This is a genomic window from Halobacillus naozhouensis, assembly GCF_029714185.1.
GTDB lineage: Bacteria > Bacillota > Bacilli > Bacillales > Halobacillaceae > Halobacillus_A > Halobacillus_A naozhouensis.
On the sequence record NZ_CP121671.1, the window covers coordinates 3,779,782 to 3,803,101 of the forward strand.

A 23,320-nucleotide genomic window follows, 5' to 3' on the forward strand; every position below is an offset into this window, starting at 1 on the left:
GAAATTAATTGGTAAAGTTAGGGGATATCCGTCTTCAATTGCTGAAGTCCTGAGTTTTAAATGAGGTGATACCCCCCTAGTATATGTATATGAGAAAGTTCACTGTTCCGCTAAAAGTGTGGGAGAAAAATATAGAAACAGCTTATTTCCTTTGGACTGGTTTGAAGAAAACCAGTCCTTTCAATTTGAGCTAATTGCGTTTCTTCCGGTCACTGTACATTAGTAAATACCTACTTGGTTCCATGCCTCAATTACAGCCTTATACTCATTACCATACCCGTAATAGTCTGCAGTAGATTGGAGAAGTGCTGCTTTCGCATCAATGAAATGACTGGCTGGCTCAAGGTAAACGGTAAGAGCACGATAATATATTTTTTCTGCCTTCTCCATGCCTATTTGTTTAATTGTTAAGTAAGCCGCTTTATTTGGGATCCCACTATTAATATGGATGCCACCATTATCTTTAGAGGTATGAACATAATTTTCCATGTGTTCAGGCTGTCCGAATGCAGGCGGATTCGCAATACTTCGCATCGCATCACCAGAAATACCTGGTGTGATTACATCCTCACCAAGTAAAAAACCATCATTCTCAACAAATACACCGAAAACGTCCGACATCGATTCATTTAATGCACCCGGTTGATCGTGATATTCAAGCTGGGCTGAATAGTCTATTACTGCATGGGTGAATTCGTGGGCGACAACATCTAATGCTCCCGAAAATGGTATAAAGTTTTTGCCGTCCCCATCCCCATATACAATTTGATCACCGTTCCAAAAAACATTGTTATAGTTTGTTCCATAATGAACAGTCGAGCGAACTGTTGAACCTTGATTATCAAAGCTATTACGCCCATGTACGTTATAAAAGTAATTGTAAACGACCTCTGTGTTGTAATGAGCGCTTACGGCGGCCCCTTGATTTACTGCGGTAAAAGCGTTATCTCCGTCAAAGACATGTACCCCCGGAAGATTTGTACGGTTCCTCGCCGTATACGTTTCGATCACTCCGTTCATAGGTTTCGTAGTGTCATATAAATAATAATACCCATTAGAAAAATACGTTTGAAATTCGTGGTATTCTCCTAGTACTCCGTAACCGGAACTGAGTGCAGATCCTGCATAAGCAATCGCATTATAGGCATTAATTAAAGAGCCATCGTTCGTATTAATATAAATCTGCCACTTCCCAGGATTTGGATGCATAAACTGCAATTCAACGTGATAAGCCAAGTAATTCGTTCCCCTAAATGGGTAAACGACCAGCTCTACTTTTTCGTTTATATCTTTTCTATAGTGATTTTCATTGAGATGAGGAGATCCCATGAAGGGGCAAATCCACTGAACATCATTCGTTTGTATATAGTCCCATGCCAAATTTATCGCTTCACTTTTAGATAAAATCGGCGTTAAATCATTTTCAAGGTCATCCCCCACGTTTGGATATACCCTGTCTGATACGGCTTTTACTATTCCATCTTTGCCTGTATGGATGGTTAAAGTTGCACCTTCAACCGGTATCCCCCTGACAGACTGAATGAAATGATAATGCGACATCCCAAGGTTGTTCTTCGTCTTATTTATAAAAGTTAAATCTGATTCAGGTGCCATCTTAAAAAGCATAAACTCTTTTTTTAAGAATTCTTTAACCTCTTCAAGATTGTGAATCGGATTATCTGAAAGGGTACCTGACACAAAAGTCGGTGTCTCTTTATTTTTGGCCCAAACAATACGAAAGTGTCCGTTGGATAAACTGTTCATATTTTCAATCAGATTTGAGCGTGATGTGGCTGCTTGTGCCTGTTGTCCCACACCTGCCTGCACACTCATCCACATAACGACAGCCACTAGGGTTATCCATAACATTTTCATGAATGTTCACCTGTCCTTGGAATTGACTCGCTTGAACCTGGATGGATGAGATAAGTATTGCACTGAAGGTAAGTTTAATAATCCATTACGTAAAAGCGCGTTATCACTCCTACTTAACAGCCTATTTCTTAGCTTCCCAACATGTGCAAACGCATTTATATCCAGTAATCGGGGGAGTGAGTTTTCCGAGCAGTGACGGAAGATTTGTTTTACGAAGATACATACCTAACGAGCCAATAGATGGTGATTATGAAGAAATGTATAAGTGATTGTCAGGTGAAGTGGCCATCTTTTATCCAAAATAAAGATTCCGTAAGCTAGATAAAAACAAAAGCAGCTATCCAATTGGAGCGACCACTTTTGCTCTTTTAGTGGAACAGGACCGCAAAGTATTGTATGGATACTTTACATAAGTAATAGTTAAACATATTAATTGCAACTATCGAAAAAAAAGCCGGGTGAACCAGCTTACTAGCTTGCCTTTCTCATCATTCTCTTATCGTCTTTCGCTTTTCCCTTTTCTGTCATTTCGGAACAATCAATATTTGGATTTTTCATCATTGCCATACAATTTTTCATCCTCCCATTTTTTTCAATTCACAACACTCCATATGACCATTCATATCTTTACACATTTCCATACATTCTTTTTCTGATTGACAACAATCCATCTCTTCTGATTGGGCTGCATAAACAGAATCACTAAATGCCATTATTCCTAAAAATACTAATAAAAATATTACTTTTCTCATTTCTTTTCCCTCCTGGTTGATGTGCCTACTATTATAAAATCTGTAAGTTTAAGTACAAATCTCTTATACACTCTATCATAAATATTCTGATTATTTACCCAAGAAATATGAGGTTACCCGATTCTACCCAAAAGGGGCGACCTGCTTAGCTTAGGGAAGAACCAATATAATGATTTCTAACTTCAATATCGTATGGAATCCGATCTTATCTAAGAAACGCAGCCGATTTTTGGGAAGCCAGACTCCGATAAATTAACGTTATGCGTTGGTATTCCCCTATTTCTGTTAGCGTTAATGAACTAATAAGATAGACGAGTACCCAGTTCTTTTTATATTACGTACGTCTAGCGCTTAAGAATCATAGTATATTTCTAGTTTGAATGGTTGGAGAAAGCAATGAAATAGATCTCTCCACCCTTGTTTAATCAGCTTTAGTATTAAGGAGGTTGAAGCAAACATGCGTCCTTTTATTTCTTTATTGCAGAAGGGTTTTGTCACATTAATGGTGATCATCGTTCTAGCAGGGTGTTCGGGGCAATCGTCAAAGGGAACGACAGAAGCCCCTGATCTGCTTAAGGCTGGTAATTTCCGAATGGGGCCATCTATCAGTCAAAATGAGCCGACAACAGCTGTCGATTTTACCTTTGATCAACCAGCATTCTTAAATGGCGGAGATCGCTCAAGCTTTCATCTCATTCCATTGATGGAAGGAGATACCCTAGGCGGGTCGACCAATGTGAAACCCAAGAACGACAAGGAAGGGGATAATACTGTCACCGTTCTCTTTTCGGGGGAATTGAATCCAGAGAACTATGCACGTGGATATGTGGATTCTAAGGTAGTGAATTCGGATAGCAGCAACACGAGTTCAGACAATCCTCTGAACATCAATCAAGCTGCGGCAATTAGTAACGGGGGAAAGACGGAGAATCCTGACCTTGTGAATGTGACCTTAGACGGTAACTCTTATTTATTCGAATTTGACGAGGCACTGACGGATGACGATATTATACAAAATTCAAGTGGATTACGCTTGTACTTTCCAAAGGCAAAGCAAAATAGTACCATTCCTTCTGCTGGTTCATCACGCGTGGAAGTGGTGAGTGACACAACCTTGCGGGCTTACTATGAAGGAACCATTCCAGGTGATTACACGTTAAAAGATGCAGTTGGCGCCTATGTAGTGCAAGGTACTGTGCAAGCGGCAGAATGGTGCAGAGGTGCAAATAGCGGAAAAAATGCTTTCGACGAGGTCCGGAAAAGTGAATAGTACAAAGGCTTAGTAAAGTTGATTTATGGGCTTTTTTGAGTATTTAGTTTCGTTTGAATTGATATTGGAGTCGAGAGAGCTCCTATACTGGGCTTTCTCGGCCCCAAACCCTATAGTTATGAGAGGTGACATTATAATCGTGTATCCTAAACTCCCACACGCCAACCCAAAGATAGTAGTGACGACCAGGATGAACTTCTTAATTTTGACAACATTGGCTCCTCTTACTTGCGACGATATCGATCGTACTCCTCGTCTTCATCCCGGTCGATATTGCGGTCATCGTCAAAGAAATCCTGACTGTGCCGTTTAAAATAGCAGATGGTTATCCCGACCAAACCGATAAGCAAGCCGATGACAGCCAGTATAATTAAGGCAATAAAAATAAAATTAAATATAGCCACTGCCTCCCCGATACCACTGATCCCTTCAGTTGCACCACCGCTACCCTCGTGGCTACCCCCGTGATCCGCACCGACGGAACCAGGGAAGATAAATTCAACCAGTCCGAAAATCAGAATAGAAACTAATACCCAGACCGTCAGTTTCAAAAATGGTCGTTGGGATTGATCCATAGTAAACTCCCCCCTTATGTTACTATCATACGGAGAAAACATAGAGGGTGTGTGCAAGTATCAAGAAATAGAAAAAAATAAGCGCCTGTCACCTCCGATACAGACAGACTAGAAATTAATCCCAGAAAGATAGTCTTCTATGAGGTCCGTGTTCCTCAGAGCGGAAATTTTGCCTGCCGCTGCCTTCAAATTCCGATTTACCTTGGACACCCTTGCCTTTGGCTAACGGTTACCATTTTATAACCTGCCAAGCACACCTACAAAAGTCACCCTTCTCAGAAAGGTAACCTTAACTACATATCAGGTTGATCTTATACCAACGATGATTTATTAAGTGACATCATAACCTTGGTCTCCAACAGCCTATTTCATTTGGTCGATGCTTGCTCTAGAATCGCCATATTCCCTTCCGCTATACTTTCTTTAACGTTCCCTTCAACGACAGATACACCATTTAATTCCTAACACATGGGTAACATTCGTTTTGATAACTCCTGCACTGAAAGCTTCTTTTCTCATTAAAAGTAGAAGATTTTTATTATTCTCCTATCGGAAAGAATCGTAGAGGATTACATCCATCTTTATAACCACAAACGTGTTCAACGGAAACTAAACAGCCTGATCCCTATGGAATAGGAAGCAGGATATGATATAACCCTAGGTGTTTTTAGGTCAATCCTTACTTGTTCACTAAAATAGACTCTTAAATTGGCTTTTATCTATACCATTTTTGTCGAAAGAGCATACCATAGTATAAACTCCTTAGGGTTAATATAGTTAGAAAGGGTGTAAGACTTGAGAAATTCCTATAGTAGTTTTGGAAGTGATAATCAAAGCTGTTGTAGTAGATGTGGAAATAACAGCGGAAGTCACGGGTGCTCTTGTAGTCAGAATAATAATTCCGAAAGTAATAACCAAAGCCATTGTAATAGATGTAGAAATACCAACGGAAGTCATGAGTGCTCTTGTAATCAGAATAATAATTCCGAAAGTAATAACCAAAGCCATTGTAATAGATGTAGAAATACCAACGGAAGTCATGAGTGCTCTTGTAATCAGAATAATAATTCCGAAAGTAATAACCAAAGCCATTGTAATAGATGTAGAAATACCAACGGAAGTCATGAGTGCTCTTGTAATCAGAATAATAATTCCGAAAGTAATAACCAAAGCCATTGTAATAGATGTAGAAATACCAACGGAAGTCATGGGTGCTCTTGTAATCAGAATAATAATTCTGAAAGTAATAACCAAAGCCATTGTAATAGTTGCGGAAGAAGTGGCAATGGAAGTAACGATTGTTGTAACCAGAACAATATTGATAGTATTTTGTCCTGTTGGGAGGGTAAGCCTTTAGAGGGGGCAATGGAGATGATAGAAAAGTATGGTTCGCCAAATGAAGCTACTATGAGTAGATTAATATGGTATAACAATGGACCGTGGAAAAGAACGATTGTATACAGGGATACTGTTCCACATAACTTCCCAACTCCGCACCCTGATTTTTTAGAACAAGTGATTGATTATCGAATTCCAGTTCATTTGGCAGATGAGTTAACGTGGTTTGATGGAAGTGTATATATAGATCGCACAGCGGGTGAAGTTTCAGCGAAATGTCATATGGAAGCGATGAATACGCTATCTTTGAATCTTGTCCATGACATTGTGATAGGTACAAGGACCGTAGATAAAGCCCGTATGTTTTATGCGGAGGTTGCCGAGAATTATGCGAAATCACAGCAAACATGTCCTTATACAGAACGACTCTTGTTCCCTGAACAACGTTTAACAAATGACCCTGGGATATCTTATTTCGATTGTTGAACTATCTTTAGTATAATACCAAGCTCCATTTCTTCAAAATGATGGCGTGATTGACTACCGTACATGTAGCGTATCGGCAGTTCTGATATTGCTTAACTTAACTCCTTCGGGGATTTAAGTACACAACCCCCCATGGACAATAAATATAATTGGGAATTCGCAGAGTTTTTTGAGCGATTTTCCTTAGACATCAAAAAGCCCTTTACGGGGTAACGTCAGGAAAATGCAGATTTACAACTTAAGCAATTATCTCTAATCGAGTAGGAGGAGGTGACTAGCCTCCCTTATTTTTTCATTGACCTCTGAGATGGCCACATGTAACACCAGTACTTTCCCGTTCTAGATTTCTTGTATCTGAAGTGAAAACCAAGAAAGTCAAACCCCTTTTTTGCATGGATCACACTTGGGCACCCAAAAGTGATAACCAGTATGATACTCCATCTCTTCTTCATCATCCCCTGATTACTTTAAGATGCACTTCGCTTCGCGGAGACGTTGAAACACGGTAAACAATTCGGCTACTAGAAACAATAAAGTCAATGCCGTCAGATATTTTGAAAAGATAATCATTAATGAAAATAAAATAAACCCCTCGGTCCTTTCAGCAAGTCCTGCTTGATAGTAAAATGATTTCGACCCTTTGTTTTCCACAACCGATCCCACCGTTAAAAAAACCGTCATAGCATAAATGATCGCAACACTTAATAACAATAGGGCCCACATTGATTCCGGAAAACGGAAAGCCAGTCCTAAAATCACACTGATTTCAACAAGTCTGTCAAAACTGACATCCATCAGTGTTCCCCATGCAGACGGTTTTGTCTTTCGTGCCATCGCACCATCAACGGCGTCGAAGTACCCCGACAGCCAAAGCACTGCTACTGCCCAAAAAGGCTGACCCAGATAAATCAGCACACCGGAAAAGGCCCCGACAACAAAGGATAAAATGGTGACATGGTTGGCTTTTAAACCGAATTTTAATAAACGATCGGCTGTCTTTCCAATAAACGGTTCCACGTATTTTCTTGCATGTGTGTCAAGCATGGAAAATCCCTCCTTCTGTTGTCCGAATTGCCTTATCAACACGATTGCGATAATTGCTCTGATAATTTTATAGCCGTTTAATCGTTGTGTGTATTATTCTCTCTGTCATACCTACGCTCGCAAATCTAGGGATGACGAAAAGGAAAAACATCTCTCCCCTGGTTCAATCATTGAGCCTTTTTCGTAGTTTAATATATAAAATGGCGAGTAGCACTACGCCTGTACGGATTTGAATATCAGCGAGATTGAACACCGCTGGCCAGAAACGGAAAAAAATAAATCAACAACATACCCGAGATAAATGCGATTGATTAAGCTTCCCAACGCTCCACTAATTAACAGTGCAAACCCCAAGTAGACCAATAAAGGTTTTTGACTTTTCGCAAAAAAACGAAGATCAGCCCGTAAAATAACATGTACCTCTTCCCAAATTGTTTATTCCCTTTTAAAATTAAAGGGCCCCGAATAGAACCCTTAAATAATATTAATCCTCTTTGTGAAGGAACGTTCTTATCTGTTCTGTTTGAGGTATAAAGTGAAGCTTATCCGGACTAATCCTCAACAAGAGGACATCTCCTTGCTTCAGATCAAAACAAAGACCCGCATTCAATACAACATCAAGTACCTTTGACCCTGTCTGCACTTTCATATAATAAAAACCCTGTCTAAAGGACTGTTCTTTAATCACACCTTTAAAAACAGTTGTTTCCTCTATTTTATTTGATTGCTGTTCCTTTTCTATCATGAACGTTTCAGGTCGAATCACAAGCCAGCCGCGTCCATCCGTTGTGTGATTTATTCGTGGCAATGGCACTTGGAAATCCTCCGATACAAACATCCCTTGTTGAAGCTTTCCAGACAAAACATTTTTTGCGCCTAAAAAGAGCGCAACATGAGGGTGCCCCGGTTTTTCGTATAAATCCCTCGGATTGCCAAGTTGTAAAATCTCCCCATTTTCCATGATCCCGATACGGTCAGATAATTGAAAGGCTTCCTCGCGGTCATGGGTCACAAAAAGAATGGTGACGCCATGTTCCTTATGCATGCGGGCCACCAGTTCCCGCATCTCCTCACGAAGCCCAGGATCAAGCGCACTGAACGGTTCATCCATTAAAAGGAGGCGAGGCTCGGGCGCAATGGCACGGGCGAGAGACACACGCTGTTTTTGTCCGCCGCTTAGTACGGAGGGATATCGTTTACCGAAACCCTCCAATCCGACGGATACGAGGGTTTCTCGCGCCTTTTCCATTCTTTTCCTTTTTCGGATTCCTTTCATTTTTAAACCGAAAGCTACATTCTCTTCGACCGTCATATGAGGAAACAACAATGCCTCTTGAAACACCATACTGAATCCTCTTTCCTCCGGCACAACCGGGGTGATTTTCTTGTCGTTCAGAAAAACGTCACCTGCGTCAGGTGCAAGTAACCCTGCTACCAGTTTCAACAATGTCGTTTTGCCACAACCTGAGGGACCTAATAAGGAAAAAAATTCTCCTTCCTGAATGGTTATACTGGTTTGTTTAACTGAAAAAATCGATGTTTTGGTTGAATTTTTGTTGTGTTCCTTAAATTGTTTTTCGATGGCTTTAAGCTGTAATGATTCCATACTTGTCCCCCATTACATGTGAACCGTAATCTTCTTTCCATAATACCTTTTTAATAAAAAATCCATGATAAACAGGGCAAACGCAGCCATTCCGGCAAACATCACCGTATACGCAGAACCAATCGCAGGATCTCCTCCACTGATAAATGGGAAAAGAAGGAGAGGTAATGTCATCACTTGCCCTCCCCCGACAAGGAGCGTCACAATATATTGGCTAAGGGAAATAAGGATACTTAAACTGGCTCCTGCAACGACCCCCGGCAATAAATGAGGCATCACAATATACCCGAATCGCCGTATGGGACCTGCGCCAAGCATTCGTCCCTGTTCTTCCCACTGAAAACCAAGAGTACTATAACTGACGATTAATGCACGAACCATGTAAGGAAGAGTAGGGATTAAATGCGCAACAATCACACCGGTCAGCGAATCGGTTAAGCCAAGATGTATAAATGTCACATACATACCCATGACAGAAATAAATGCTGGGATGATAATCGGTGCATAAATGAGTCCCTCAATCAGCCATTTTCCGCGAAATGTCATACGTCCCAGCACATTAGCCGCTGGAAGAGCTAACAATAAATTAATAAATGTTACAATAAAGGCGATGACTAAGCTTGTCCAAATCGCATCCCACGTGCCGCTACTAACGGAGAATACATAAACCCAGGCCCGGAGACTGAATGTATGTGGTATGACCTCCGGCCATTGCCAGCCATGAGAGAAGCTTGAGAGAATCAAAGGAAGAAACGGAATCCCGATAGTGATTAGCAACAGGACAGTAACCGCCACATGAAATCTATGACCCATTCGTCTCATACTTACCAGCCCCCCTCTTCACTCATATGCCATCGTCGGCTCAACCGGTAAGCTATAACACCTAGGAGGCTCGTCATTACAGCCAAAATCACATTAACGGCCAATGCTTCCGGACGTGCCTCCAGTCCTCCGCCCGTGTATAAATTATAAGAAAGCACCGGAAGCATTCTCGGATAGGTTACGCCCAATAAATACGGCACTTCAAAAGCAGAAAACGTAAAGGCAAAAACAATAAAAGTCGAAGAAATCCATGCCGGCATTAAAAGCGGAAGTAAAATTTCACGGAAAAAGGCCCATTGGCTAGCACCGAAAACTCTTGATGTTTCAAACCATGAAGCGTGAATCCGCAGAAGCACCGGGTAGATCATCAATGAGATAAACGGCGCTTCTTTCCACGCATATGTGAGAATAATCCCCCATCCAAATGGTTCATTCACCAACACAGGAAAGTCGCTGATGTGATCAATCCATCCAAATGAAGCAAGGATTCGTGACACCCATCCACTTTGCATCCATAGCAAGACCATTAAATAAGCGCCAACTAAATGGGGAACGAGCATCGGTAACTGAAAAAAACGCTGCCAGAAACGGGGGATCCGTCCTCTTCCCATCTTAGCGAGCATAAACAAGCAAACGGAGACAAACATCCCCAGAATACCTGCAGAAAAAGAAGAGAGAAAAGCAATCCGAAATGTGAGTACCAGCGAATCCCAAAAATCTTGTGACGATAATAACTCTTGATAGAAATTCAAAGAAAGGTTGTATTGCCCCGCGGCCGGTAAAAAGCCTATACTTTGAAGAAGTCCTTCAATGAGACCGCCAACAAACAGGAGAAGTAATACTCCCACTGTTGGTAGCACATATACGTAAGGTTTAATCTTTTGCCACATGCTCCAACCAACCCTTTTCAAGGTATTCGACATAATCCGACGGAATTTCCGGTACACGGTGTTCAGCCAACACTTCTGCTGGTAATGTCGCCTTCCCCAGGTCAAGCGCACTTAGGCGTTTTTGGTGCTTTTCAGACAATTTATTTGGATCAATCGCCATTTGAGCTCCCCAGATTTTTGGATTAGCTTTGGTGATTTGGGCATTTGGCGACAACATGAAATTGATTGTGGCCATAGCTGCCGCTTTATGCGGCGAGTTAAACGGGATCGACAGATAACTTGTGTTAGAAGGCGTTCCTTCTTTAAATACAAAGGTACGGGTTGATTCCGGAAATCTTCCGTCTTTTACCTCATTGGCAGCATGGGCGGGATCATAACTCATGGTCATCCAAACCGCACCATTCGCATACAGTTGATCCAATTTACTGGCACTTTCCGGATAGGTTTGTCCTTTTCTCCAAAGGTAAGGTTCAATGGCATTTAAATAGTCCCAAAACGGTTCAAGTTTATTATCTAATCCTTTCTGTTCATCAAACGATTTCAAATATTGTTCATAACCTCCTGTTGTTTGATACAAGATATTACGTATAAAAGCACTTCCGGTGAAATCAGGCGGTGCCGGATACGTGAATTTCCCTGGATGCTTCTTCACCCATTGTTTGAGTGCTTCGGCCGATTTCGGCGGTTGCTGCATTTTATTTTGATTATAGGTGTACACTAATTGGGCCTGGCTCCAAGGTGCCTCCATCCCCTCAGTCGGTTCCCCAAAATCATTTTTAATCACTTGAGACTCTTGATCAACATATTTCTGAACATTCGGAAGTTCCGGAACAAAAGAACCCCATAATAAATCTTTTTCTTTGGCAGTTAAAAAATTCTCACCATTAATCCACATCACATCTACGCTGCCGTCGCGTTTGCCCGCCTGCTTTTCCACTAGCAATTTGTTGATGATTTCTTTTGTATCATTCACTGGAACACGATTTAGGATGATTCCTGTTTGTTTTTTTAAGCGCGGCGCAACCCAATCATCAATGTAACGATTCGTTGCTTCACTGCCGCCGTACAAATACACGTTAACGGTTTGTCCCTCGGCTTGGGACAAAACATCTTGCCATTTTGCCTGTAAGAGATCTTCTTGTGTTATAGATGATGTCTCTTTGTGATTTTCTTTTTGCCCGACACAACCTGCCAAAACTACAGCAAAGATGAAAAAAGTAGCCAGCGTATAAGATAATTTTGGTCTTTTCAATCCTTTTCCCCCTCATTGCTTAAGCTAATTTTACCGTATTTAAAACTGTCAACAGATATTTTGTCCTCTTACCTGAACCATTGAATATACTTTTCAGCCACTTTGGGCAACATTCCATCGAACAGTTTCCCCCTCCAATACAAGTCTGCAGATTGCTGCAGAATCGCTCCGTGTGTTGGATAAGGGTGAATCACATTGGAAATGTCACCGATCTTGTGCCCTTGCGTCTTCGCAAAGACGATCTCTTGCATCCAATCCCCAGCATTGGTACCGAGGGCGTGGGCACCAAGAATATGGCCCTTATGATCAGTAATGACCTTAATAAACCCTGACAAATCTCGGTCAGTTACAAATCGATCCACATCTCTTGTATTCACTTTAAATACTTTGATGTGGTGATTCTCCCTGGCTTCCTTTTCTGTTAAACCGAGATGAAAGACTTGCGGATCAGTATAGGTCACCCACGGCACGTTTTCATAGCTGACTTTTCCTTTGATCCCAAATAAGGCATTTCTTACAACAAGCTTTCCTTCCATCCCGGCAGCATGGGTAAACGGAAATTTCCCGTTTGTGTCCCCGATGGCATAAATGTGCGATTTCGACGTTTGCAAATAGTCATTGACGACAATGTTCCCACGATCATCGAGGTTAACACCAATTTTATCGAGACCCATATCGTCGGTGTTTGGTTTTCGTCCGGTAGCCATCAAAATATCATCAACAACGATGTTTTCCTCGTAACCGCTCTGCTCATAGGTCACAACTTTCGTTCCATTCTCTTCACGAACTTTTTTTACCCTAGCATTTAACTGAAAGGTTAATTCTTTTTCCAATTGTGTCTTAATTACCGAGATAACATCCTCATCTTCTTGTCCAAAAATGGTAGAGTTCCCTTCCAATATGGTTACTTCAGACCCGAAACGGGCAAAGGATTGGGCAAGTTCAAGACCAATAGGGCCTCCACCTATCACTAATAAACGCTTCGGTGTCTTGCTTACATCAAAGGTTGTTTCATTTGTCAGATACGAGGTACTTTCTATTCCTTGAATTGGTGGGATAACGGGTCTTGAACCGGTTGCAATGACAACACGTTTTCCTTTTATGTCCGTTTCTTCCTCAACTTGGATGTGGTGTTCTTTGATAATACGTCCTTTTCCCTGGTATATATCAACCCCAAGATCTTGAAAACGTTCATGACTGTCCTCTGCCTGAATTTCAGCTATGGCCTCCTTGACACGTGCCATAGCTTTTGTAATATCAGGTTTTCCGGATAACGTCATCCCATATGTTTCGGCACTTTTTTTAGCTTCAAACACCTTTTTTGCACTTGTGATGAATGCCTTTGACGGAACGCAACCAAAATGAAGACAGTCTCCCCCTAAATTTCTGTTCTTTTCTACCAGAGCGACATTCGCCCCAAGACTGGCTGCCCCGGCGGCAACCGTTAACCCCCCGGCGCCTCCACCAAGGACAATAAGATCGTAGGTATTCATTTTTTTCCCCCTTCATCTGACAACAATTCATCCATACTAAATGTCTCTACTTAGCACCAAGTTAACGAAATGCTTAGTAATAGGATTATCATACCTGCCTTTTAAATAAGAAAGATAATACCTTTGACTAAATGATTCCATAATAGAAACTAGTTGAACTCGTCCTGCGTTTACAGCTGGTGTAGCTGCTAAATTTGAAACAAAGCTAACCCCTAGACCTTCTTCCACGGCTGCGATTATAGCCTCGGTGCTACCGAATTGTGCAACAATACGCAATTCGTCCACCCGGATTCCACAACCCTTCAAGCCTTCCTCCATAGATTTGCGTGTCCCAGATCCGGCCTCTCGAAGAACAAAATTGTACTTAAGAAGATCACATGGATTTCTTTCGAATGTTGAAGATACTAAAGGATGTACGTTGGGAGAAATAAGCACAAGGGAGTCGAAAGCTACTAACTCAGATATAATATCTGGTGAATTTGACTTAGCTCCTGTAACCCCAATATCTATCTGTTTGTTTATAATCCGAGCAAGAATTTGTTCAGAATCTGCAATCTCAATAGTTGTATCTACTTTTGGAAAGAGCTCATAAAACTTTCCTATATATTTCGGTAATAGATATGTGCCCGGAATAGTACTTGCCCCAATCTTGAGATTCCCTGTCAAAATGCCGTGAAAGTTTTGAACTCCTTCTTCCACTTCCCTATATTTATCGAGGAGCTGACGACCCATACTGTATACATAATTTCCAGCCGGTGTAGGTTTAATCGAAGATGAAACTCGCTCTAAAAGCCTTACTCCTAGATCTTTTTCTAAGCTTTTTATTTGATTGCTAACAGCAGGTTGTGTCAGCCCAAGGTACTCAGCTGCCTCAGAAAAGCTTCGTTTTTCTAATATCAAAACAAATGCTTGGATTTTTTTTAGATTCATAATCACTTACCTCTTTTGGAAGTTATCTTTATAAATCAAAATTTTTATCATAAGTCGAAAAAATGGTTAAAATGAAGAAAATGACAGTATATTCTTCCTACACTAAACCGTAATCCTTTGACTATGTCACTTGCTCAATTAGAACCACTGTATCATTCCAAGATTGCCCACCTCCTACGTCGTCCGTCCAGTTTGGAATCATCGGATTAGGATTATAACCCTTATTTTTAGCAGTTCGCCCGTACTGCCAATGACCAAAGCTCGCCGAGATAGCTAATACTCGTGGGTGAATGGCTTCTGTTATAACTGGTTTTACAATCATATAAGGACTTTCACCTTCTCGTCCCCGTGCCAATATTTTAAAATCCTGTGCCTCCTCAATGCCATAAAGTTCCGCTGTTCTTGGATGAATCCAACATGGATTTTCTCCCACTATTTCCGTTAACCACAACTGGTTTGCTGTCCGCGATTGGGTATGAACATTCCATTTAAACGTAGTTAATATATATTCGTTCTTACCTAAATGTTTATGCTCTTTGATTGGGCGATAGACGGGAGTAATTGGAGCATCAGACTTTAACAACTGACCAATTTGGGGTAATTTAAACTGAAATCTCCGATCAGGTGTGGAAAATCCTTTTACAATCTCACCATTCCATTGTCTACCGATCACCTGATCGTTTTCTATTAAACGAGCTATTCCTTTATCATCAGTTTTCACATCAGAATCTGAAGTCGAATAAGTTGTTTTTTGAAGATACGGCATATAGGCTTTAGGTTGGCTTTTATCTTCCCATATTCCGTTTTCTTCCAATTGTTCCAGCCCACCAGGGATAGCTTCCGCCCATACTCGGATAAAATGTTCGGCATTATCATAGGAAAAATATTTTGCCATCTCTTCATCTGTCTCTTTTGCCAAGGCAATCAAAATATCTCGAATGTCTTTACATTCACCAGGCGGTGGTATCACCGGCTGGCGCAAACCTACATAGGGCCGAAGTTCATAGGAATTCCTTGCATCCAAGTCCCACTTTTCCAAGAATGTCGCATCTGGTAATACATAATCAGCTACTTCCACCATTTCACTGTGGAAAGCATCAATGACAACATGGAAAGGAATTAAATCTTCATCCAATAACACATCTCGGACAAAGGTCGGGCCTTCAGGCCAACTCATCGGTGCGTTTACATAGTATGACAACAGCGTATCTACACTTGCTTTTTTTTGGGCAATATAAGGAAATATTGTACTTGATGCTGCTCTTGGATAAACTTGATTCACAAACGGTAATTCAGTTGGATGGGAAAGCTCCGTTTGTACCCTAGGCTTTGGAGGAAGCGGCCCCGGTTGAGGCACCGAAAGATTGACATCCCCGGGGATATAACACCAGCCACCTTTTTCTCCAATACTTCCTACCAGTGCATTAAGACATAAAACGGCCCATTCATTATAAAAACCATTTTTGTGAGCATGTGTTCCACGATTAGTAATCGTCGTCGCTCTGGGGGCAGCACTTGCAAAAGCATGGGCTATTTCTTCAATCTTTATGGCTGGTATACCACTCTCCTGCTCAGCCCATTCCGGCGTATATAATTGATAATAAGCCTTCCATTCATTCAATGAAGCGTTGGTCCAATATTGAATGAAATGATCATTCTGTAAACGATCCCTTAGAATGACATGGCCAATGGCCAGGGCCACCAGTCCATCGGTCCCAGGAAATATCGGAAGCCATTCGTCAGATTGTGCTGCTGTATTAGAAAGACGGACATCAAAGGTTACCAACCTTGCTCCATTACGCTTTGCCTCGGACACACGTGCCAACATGCCAACATGTCCTTGGTGAGCTTCATAGAAATTACTGCCAAAATTCAGGATATAGTGTGAATTTGAAAAATCAGGAGTATCCCAGTCCGTATCCCCAATTACCGTCCGGATAGCCATACGCTTATTTAGCGAACACAAACCACGGTGTCCTAATTTGTTTGGAGTACCAAACGCATGGGTAAAGCGTTCGAGAAATCCATTTGTTCGGTCTCGACCATATAATAGAACCATTTCCTCTGGTCGCTTTTGCTTGCGCAAGGTACGAAACTGCTGAGTAATAGCTTTAATGGCCTCATCCCAAGAAATTCGTTCCCATTTTCCACTTCCTCGAGGACCGCTTCTCCGCATGGGATATAAAATGCGATCAGGGTCCTCCACCATATTTATGGCTGCTTGACCCTTTGCACATAATTTCCCACCGGAATTGGGATCAAGGGAGTTCCCTTCCAATTTGCGAATTTCGCCATCTTCTACCTTGGCAATCATTCCACATACCGTGCTGCAATTTAAACACATTGTTGGAATGTGCTTAACGGCCATTTTATTTCTCCTCTCTTAAATGATTAATTCGTTTTAGTTTGCTTTCCGTTTGATGATCTAATCCCTTATACCATACACGTGGTTGTGTAGATTCGGGCTCCCAACGTGTATATTTACCTTTCTCCAATGCTTGCTGTATTTTAGGATCATCTTCAAAAGCAAATTGGATGGCATCTGTTGGACAAGTAGCAGCACAGGCTGGTAACTCGCCCCCTTCCACCCTGCTCTCACAAAAATCACATTTCATCGCCTTAAAACTTGTTGGATCCATATATATAGCACCATATGGACATGCATCAACACAAGCACTTGTACCTATGCATTGTTCTTGGTCAATAACGATCGCACCTGACTCCTTGATGGTAATGGCACTGACTGCACAAACCTCCATACAAGGTGCGTCTGTGCAATGCTGACATAGGGTAGGTATAAAATTCCTAGTCACATGAGGAAATTCCCCATTTTCAACATATTGAACAGTGTGACGGTTTTTACCTATCGGAACCTGATGTTCTGCCTTACATGCCACTGAACAAGCATGGCATCCACTACAACTGTCAAGGTCGATGAGCATCGTATATTTACTATTCATAATAACTCCCCTTACTTTACCGGATCATATTTATATTTAACAAAGATTTCTTGCCCCTTATCTGAGAGCATCAGCTGCATGAATTTCTCAGCCAAATCTTTGTTTGGTGCCTGATTAGGCACGGATATATAGTTAGTGGCAACCACATTATGTTCCTCAGGGATTTCGACAATTTTAACCTTTTTTAAAAACTCTGGAGTCACATCAGAACGATACACAACCCCTGCCTCTGCTTCCCCCATGGATACCTTTTGCAGAACTTGCTTCACATTTGTTTCAAGCGATACGACATTAGACATTACTTTTTCAGAGAAATCTTTACCATACGTAACTTTGGCGTTTTCCAATACCTGCCGAGTATATTTCCCTATCGGAACCGTATCCGTGCCAATAACCAATTTAATATTTTGATCTGCTAGATCCTTCAAAGACTGGATACCTGCTCTATTGTCCTTAGGAACCACAATCACGACATGATTATTGGAAACTGGAAAAAATTCATCAATTAAATCCTGTTTTTTGACAGCCTCGATATGCCCTAAATCTGCAGATAGAAATAAATCTGCGTTCGCCCCTTGCTCCAGCTGTGTGCGGACAATCTGCGTACCAGCAAAAGTGGCCATAACATTAACTTCCGGATGTTTCTTTTCAAATTCTTCAATCAAATCGCTAAATGGATCCGTTGCGTTTGCTGCAACTAAGGCGAACACCTCTATCTGATGTGTGGTGCTAGCTGACTTCGAATCAAACCCAAAGGCTGTCGCCACAAATGTCATCAATAACAGTGCGGCTAGAGAATAGGCCCATTTCCATCTTCTTCGCTTTTTTTTCTTTTCCCTTTTTGGTTGTGTTTCCTCGGGTTCGGTTTGATGTGTTCGCAAAAGTTTAGAGGAAATTGGTATACTTCGAATCTCTTTTGCATCAACGCTTACATATACGATCTCACCGACCTGGAATACTTCTGTTTCGTACTTTTCAATTGGAATATCTGCATAAAAGGAAGATTTGCCTTGAATATGCAATCGTACGAATCCACCAAGCACCACTATATCGCCTACTTTTCCATTCCATTCATAGGTGGAAGCTCTCGTTTTACGACTTACCTCCCCTTTCCACGGATCAAACGAAACATAGGATGGTAATTCGGTCTTAGGGTTTTCCACAGCCACCAAATTTGTCCCTGTAAACTCTGCTACAAAATGGTCTGCTGGGAACTGTGTGACCTCACGAGGGATACCTGATTGAATCACTTTTCCTTTATCCATCACAGCTACCCGATCCGCTAATACACGAGCATCTTCATAATCATGAGTCACCAATATTGTCGGAATCGACAGTTTTTTAAGTAATTGTTTCAGTTCTGTCCTTACATGAGATCGAGTAGATACGTCTAATGCGGACAAGGGTTCGTCTAAAAGCAATAGTTCGGGTTCAGTGACCAAAGCTCGGGCCAAAGCAACCCGTTGCTGTTCTCCCCCCGACAGCATAGCTGGTTTAGAATGTGCCAAAGACTCAATCCCTAGAAAGGCTAACGTATCCTGTACTCGTTTTTCTCTTTCTTCCACAGGTAGTTTAGAGATTCCATAGACTACATTTTCTGTTACAGTAAGATGTGGAAATAAAGCGTAGTTTTGAAATACATATCCTATATTTCTCTCTTCAGGTGGCAAATCCACTTTTTGTTGACTACTAAAAAGCACATTATTGATTACTTCAATTTTTCCTTCATCTGGACGCAGTAGACCAGCTAACATTTTTAAAGTAGTACTTTTCCCACAACCTGAATGCCCAATAAGAACAAGGGTTTCATCCCCTATTTGTTCAGAAATATCAACGGTAAAATCCCGAAGCTGTTTCTTGAGCTTAAATTCCAGCATAGTTCCTCTCCAATCCTAGCTAGCAGCTAACTTATTTCTCATATATTTTTCAATCAAACTTACAAATAATAACAAAAAGAAGGAAACGGTTAAAAGCAATGCTGAGATGGCGACAGCAACAGTGGCATCTGATTCCATGGCAGTGTAAATAGCAAGTGGAAGCGTCTGTGTTGTACCAGGCATATTACCGGCGAACATCATTGTTGCTCCAAATTCTCCTAATGCTAAAGCCCAACTTAAAGCTACGCCGGTTAATAAACCCGGAAAGGCAAGTGGAATGGTAACTCGCCAAAAGGTAATTTGCGGAGAAACCCCTAAGGTTCTTGAGACATCTAATAATTGGTCATCGATCGCTTCAAAGGATTGCCTGGCTGTATTCAGGTAAAACGGCGAAGCCATAAAGATTTGTGCCATCACTACAGCAATTGCAGTAAAGGGAATCTCCACATTAAATAAAGAGAACGCCCCCGATAGTAAGCCTCTTTGGCCAAATACGAGCAGTAAACCTACACCTACAACAGCAGTTGGAGCAACGATAGGCATTTTGAGGACTACTTCAAGTCCCTTTTTACCTGGAAACTCACTTTTAGCCAAGCGGTAAGCAAGTGGTGTACAGAAAACAATAATAAAAGCCATAGAAATCACCGTTGTTTTTAGGCTTAGAGTTAAAGCTTGATAAGCCAAGCTTCCGTTTAACTTCTCCCAAAGTAAGAGAGGGCTCTTTGTAATAAATACAGAAATCAACGGTAGAACTAAATAAGTGACGGTTGCAATAACCAATAAAAGTAACAAAAGTTGACCAATTTTACATACCGATGACATTGAATCACCTTCCTTACACAGTTTGATTATAAGTGAGTAAATTTTTGTTATAGACGTTATCATTTTAATTTATATAAAGGTCATAAAGATTTCTTGGCTCTTAGTCTCAAAAGTAAAAGCCCTTAGACTATGGGCTTTTTACTAATACAGTATTGATATCAGAAAATAAGACATTCCTTAAGGTCATCTTTAAAAGATACAGCGGACTATCTTTTTATTCATCCTTTTTCCTTAGATAAACCTCTTATTTATTTTTTATATGTTTTCCCTTGTAGTTGAAGAACAACTATACAAAATGATTCAAATTTTTATTCCGTAGCCTGTCTTATTTACAACAGCATTTTCTACTGAAAGAATAGTACCATCAATGGAAGATGACTTTTTGAAACCGAAGCCTTTTGGTGGCATAAGTACATGTTTAGATCAGGTAGAAACGGCTCGATAGGCGAAAGATGGCGCCGAACTTGTCGCGCTAGCCTGTTTGTTGAATATACCTTTTCCATTCATAAACTCCACACTGTATCAACAACGTTCGTTTTTGAGACAAGAATCTGAAGAAAAGAATTTATTACTTTATCCTTGATATACTAGTTTCAAAATTCGTATCAAAAACAAAGTGTTAATATGTACTATAATTAACCTTTTTTGATAACAAAGATCAAAATTTACATATGCAGTTTGACGCGTTGAAGCAATATGGGGTGGAAGAGAAAAATATCTACTCAGAAAAAATTACCGGAACAAAAAAGATCGGCCGGCATTCACGGAAGTGGTGAGGTATCTACGTCGTGAAGGAGATAAGGTAGTTGTTTATAAACTCGATCGAGTTTTAATTTATTAATTGATCTGTTAAAGCAATAATTTTATAAAAAGCTTTCTCTCTAGTTGTTATGGATAAATTTTGGTCCTGAAATTTGGAAATTAAGTCTTGAATTTCGTTAACAAGTATAAATCATCTGTTTTATTCTTTTGGTCCTTCTTTTTGAGAAAATGAATTAGATCGTCTTGCATCAGGAAACCTCCGTTTAAAATTACAAGGTTTTACCTTTGTTCTTCAAATAATCCCATCGGCCATATCGAAGCAAAAATAGTATAATACTAGATTTCTAGAGCACAATGGATATTAACTCTATTGAATGAGGGGATATCCTTGCAAAATTATCAAAATACAGATAGAGCGAGCCGATATAAAGCCTATGTGAGTCAACTTGGTACTACTCAAATCCATTTGAGAAACCCACTAATTATCGCGTGGTGGTCGGCTGCTTTCCTGGGGTTCGGCCACCTTCTTTTATCCAAATATCTTCGCGGTTATGTATTGGTTTTATGGGAAATTATCATTAACATTAGTGCAAACATCAATCTAGCGATGATTTACTCTTTTCAAGGTCAATTTGATTTAGCTAAACAGGTGGTGGAACCAAGATGGATGCTTCTTTATATACCTGTCTACATCTATGGATTTTGGGATAGTTACCGAACATCGGTCGATTTGAATAAGGTTTTTATACTGGCTTATCGGGAAAACGCTCGATTTATTCATTTTCAAATCACAGCCTTAGAGATTAACTACCTAGATAAAAGGAAACCTTGGGTTGCAGTAATGTGGTCTTTTTTTATGCCAGGTGCAAGATAGCTTTACATTCATAGAATCGTTAAAGCTTTTTATTATGATATGGGTCCTCTGAAACCTAGAGGATAAAGAAAAGCCCGATTCCCCCTAATCTATAGGGAAATCGCGCTTTTTTAGCGATTATTTATGAATATTTATTATCTTTTCGCACTTTTTTTAAACTTATTGTCAGTCAACGCAAACGCACGATCTACAGCTGCATAGGCGTTAATATAGCCAGTACCGACTTCCCATGCTTCATATCCCGGCATGGACGTAGTGGTTTCAGTCAGGATTTCAAAGACTTCGTCGGGAGATAGTGTCGGGTTAGCTTCAAACATCAACATGATTATGCCTGCAACGTGTGGGGTAGCCATGGATGTTCCACTTAACGTTGTATAATACGGTTGAAAAGCAGTAGGTATATTTTCCGCGTCAGTAGTCGTATTAAGTACCCCTACCGGGGAAAGAGTTCTGGTTGACACGATATTTAAACCTGGAGCTGATATGTCGGGCCGGTTGAAATACGTATACGTTTCACCTTCACTGGTAAATGTCCCGCTTTCACCTTTCACACCACGTGATGAAAAGTCTGCCAGCTCATTTTCAAAGGTACCTGCTGCCACAGAAATCACCCATGGTGCGAGAGAATATGGGTTCATAGTATCCGCCTCAGGACCAGCATTACCCGCCGCAAAGGTCACAACCATGCCCCGTTCATATGCTGCTTTACTAGCAACGTTAACCGGGCCATTCGGGTCAAATTCACCTGATGAACCCCAAGAATTTGTAATGACGCGAATGTCAAATTCCGCCTGATGGGTTAAAGCATAGTCAAATCCGCCAATTGCATCAAGAATAAAGAGAGCACCTCCGGAGCCATAGCCTACTAAATCTGCACCCGGGGCCACCCCTTCATATTTTCCGTTAGACTTTTCTCCTGTGCCACCAACAGTACCAGCAACATGAGTCCCATGCCCGGAGTTGGTATCCGTGTTCACAATACCCTCTTGATATGTCACAGGGCCGATATCGCTATATGCTTGTAAGTTAATGGAGCTAAGTACATTTTCAATTAGATGAGATCCGTATTCTAAGTCTGCATGTGTGCCGTCGACCCCACTGTCATGTACAAGTACGGAACCCCCTTCTCCGGTAACAGGTAGTCCTTCGTTCCATTTTGTCATCTGATCATCCGTACGAACCTGATCGACTCCTGTAAGTTCTGTAGCCTTTTCGTTAAAGTATATCAGCTTTCTGTTCAAGTACAGAGAACGAACACCTTCTGCTTTTGATAGTTTATCAATCTGACTTTCTGTTGCTAAAACACCGGCGACCGGAAGGGCCTTCATAGTAACCCCATCCGATACTCCAATCTCTTCAAGCAAAGCAACATTTTCAGTGGTAGGAGCCCCCTCACCTTCAAAAGTGACCACCACTTCAAACGGTCCTGATTCCGATTCTAATGCTTTATTTAAATAGGGGTCGATAGAAACGTCAATATTTGCTTCTGCATTCACTCCTATTCCACTTGGTAATAGCGAAACAAATAAGGATAAAATTGCGACCAGTGTTAAAACAAAGCTTGCTCTTTTCTTCATATTCTGTGTCTCCTCCTTTTTATTGATCTCTAAATTCCTTTTCCGCATTATAGTAACACAATATTTTGATTTTTCAGTATTTAAATCCCTCAAAAGACCAAAAGAATTCTTTAGA

Annotated in this window: 20 protein-coding genes; 4 read left to right on the forward strand and 16 right to left on the reverse strand. The window is 40.9% G+C overall.

Translation table 11 applies throughout. The features are described 5' to 3' along the window. Positions 1–219 precede the first annotated feature (219 nt). Together P9989_RS19390 and P9989_RS19395 are read right to left on the reverse strand one after the other, a co-directional pair. Positions 220–1,875 (reverse strand): M4 family metallopeptidase, encoded by a 1,656-nt coding sequence (locus P9989_RS19390; RefSeq protein WP_283076485.1) that lies wholly within the window; start codon positions 1,873–1,875, stop codon positions 220–222. Positions 1,876–2,450: 575 nt separating this feature from the next. Further along, positions 2,451–2,627, reverse strand: coding sequence for a hypothetical protein (locus P9989_RS19395; RefSeq protein WP_283076486.1), 177 nt, complete (start codon positions 2,625–2,627; stop codon positions 2,451–2,453). Positions 2,628–3,084: 457 nt separating this feature from the next. Here P9989_RS19395 and P9989_RS19400 point away from each other — a divergent pair, with 457 nt between their 5' ends. Continuing rightward, positions 3,085–3,897, forward strand: a complete 813-nt coding sequence (locus P9989_RS19400) for a hypothetical protein (RefSeq protein ID WP_283076487.1) — start codon at positions 3,085–3,087, stop codon at positions 3,895–3,897. A gap of 224 nt (positions 3,898–4,121) precedes the next feature. Here the strand turns inward: P9989_RS19400 and P9989_RS19405 are convergent, their stop codons facing one another. Further along, on the reverse strand, positions 4,122–4,472 hold the full coding sequence (locus tag P9989_RS19405; protein ID WP_283076488.1) for a hypothetical protein: 351 nt from the start codon (positions 4,470–4,472) through the stop codon (positions 4,122–4,124). A gap of 817 nt (positions 4,473–5,289) precedes the next feature. Between P9989_RS19405 and P9989_RS19410 the strand changes: the two genes are divergently transcribed. Together P9989_RS19410 and P9989_RS19415 are read left to right on the forward strand one after the other, a co-directional pair. Further along, positions 5,290–5,829: a hypothetical protein gene (locus P9989_RS19410; protein ID WP_283076489.1), complete on the forward strand. Its 540-nt coding sequence runs from the start codon at positions 5,290–5,292 to the stop codon at positions 5,827–5,829. Positions 5,830–5,837: 8 nt separating this feature from the next. Further along, positions 5,838–6,296: a hypothetical protein gene (locus tag P9989_RS19415; RefSeq protein WP_283076490.1), complete on the forward strand. Its 459-nt coding sequence runs from the start codon at positions 5,838–5,840 to the stop codon at positions 6,294–6,296. 462 nt (positions 6,297–6,758) lie between these two features. Here the strand turns inward: P9989_RS19415 and P9989_RS19420 are convergent, their stop codons facing one another. From P9989_RS19420 to P9989_RS19470, 12 genes are all read right to left on the reverse strand, one after another. Then, positions 6,759–7,340, reverse strand: a complete 582-nt coding sequence (locus P9989_RS19420; RefSeq protein ID WP_283076491.1) for a CDP-alcohol phosphatidyltransferase family protein — start codon at positions 7,338–7,340, stop codon at positions 6,759–6,761. Between the two features lie 213 nt (positions 7,341–7,553). Further along, positions 7,554–7,703, reverse strand: coding sequence for a signal peptidase II (locus P9989_RS21745; protein ID WP_428841944.1), 150 nt, complete (start codon positions 7,701–7,703; stop codon positions 7,554–7,556). Between the two features lie 121 nt (positions 7,704–7,824). After that, positions 7,825–8,946: an ABC transporter ATP-binding protein gene (locus P9989_RS19425; RefSeq protein WP_283076492.1), complete on the reverse strand. Its 1,122-nt coding sequence runs from the start codon at positions 8,944–8,946 to the stop codon at positions 7,825–7,827. Positions 8,947–8,958: 12 nt separating this feature from the next. Further along, entirely contained in the window at positions 8,959–9,768 is an 810-nt protein-coding gene (locus tag P9989_RS19430; RefSeq protein ID WP_283076493.1) for an ABC transporter permease, read from the reverse strand. 2 nt (positions 9,769–9,770) lie between these two features. Beyond that, positions 9,771–10,658, reverse strand: a complete 888-nt coding sequence (locus tag P9989_RS19435) for an ABC transporter permease (RefSeq protein WP_283076494.1) — start codon at positions 10,656–10,658, stop codon at positions 9,771–9,773. Next, positions 10,642–11,910 (reverse strand): ABC transporter substrate-binding protein, encoded by a 1,269-nt coding sequence (locus P9989_RS19440; RefSeq protein WP_283076495.1) that lies wholly within the window; start codon positions 11,908–11,910, stop codon positions 10,642–10,644. Before P9989_RS19440 ends, P9989_RS19435 begins: the two co-directional genes overlap by 17 nt. Positions 11,911–11,978: 68 nt before the next feature. Then, a complete protein-coding gene (locus P9989_RS19445) occupies positions 11,979–13,403 on the reverse strand; it encodes a dihydrolipoyl dehydrogenase family protein (RefSeq protein ID WP_283076496.1) in 1,425 nt (474 codons plus the stop codon). Between the two features lie 36 nt (positions 13,404–13,439). After that, entirely contained in the window at positions 13,440–14,333 is an 894-nt protein-coding gene (locus P9989_RS19450) for a selenium metabolism-associated LysR family transcriptional regulator (protein WP_283076497.1), read from the reverse strand. Positions 14,334–14,454: 121 nt separating this feature from the next. Next, the gene (locus tag P9989_RS19455; protein WP_283076498.1) at positions 14,455–16,701 is read right to left on the reverse strand and encodes a molybdopterin-containing oxidoreductase family protein; all 2,247 of its coding nucleotides are present in this window, start codon (positions 16,699–16,701) and stop codon (positions 14,455–14,457) included. Position 16,702: 1 nt separating this feature from the next. Next, positions 16,703–17,293 (reverse strand): 4Fe-4S dicluster domain-containing protein, encoded by a 591-nt coding sequence (locus P9989_RS19460; RefSeq protein ID WP_283076499.1) that lies wholly within the window; start codon positions 17,291–17,293, stop codon positions 16,703–16,705. Positions 17,294–17,304: 11 nt separating this feature from the next. Then, entirely contained in the window at positions 17,305–19,170 is a 1,866-nt protein-coding gene (gene modA, locus P9989_RS19465) for a molybdate ABC transporter substrate-binding protein (RefSeq protein ID WP_283076500.1), read from the reverse strand. Positions 19,171–19,185: 15 nt separating this feature from the next. Beyond that, positions 19,186–19,992: an ABC transporter permease gene (locus P9989_RS19470; RefSeq protein ID WP_283076501.1), complete on the reverse strand. Its 807-nt coding sequence runs from the start codon at positions 19,990–19,992 to the stop codon at positions 19,186–19,188. 1,198 nt (positions 19,993–21,190) lie between these two features. Between P9989_RS19470 and P9989_RS19475 the strand changes: the two genes are divergently transcribed. Then, positions 21,191–21,628: a hypothetical protein gene (locus P9989_RS19475; protein WP_346274871.1), complete on the forward strand. Its 438-nt coding sequence runs from the start codon at positions 21,191–21,193 to the stop codon at positions 21,626–21,628. A gap of 134 nt (positions 21,629–21,762) precedes the next feature. Here P9989_RS19475 and P9989_RS19480 read toward each other — a convergent pair whose 3' ends face one another. Then, complete coding sequence (locus P9989_RS19480; protein ID WP_283076502.1) at positions 21,763–23,205, reverse strand: S8 family peptidase; 1,443 nt, start codon at positions 23,203–23,205, stop codon at positions 21,763–21,765. Between the last annotated feature and the right edge of the window lie 115 nt (positions 23,206–23,320).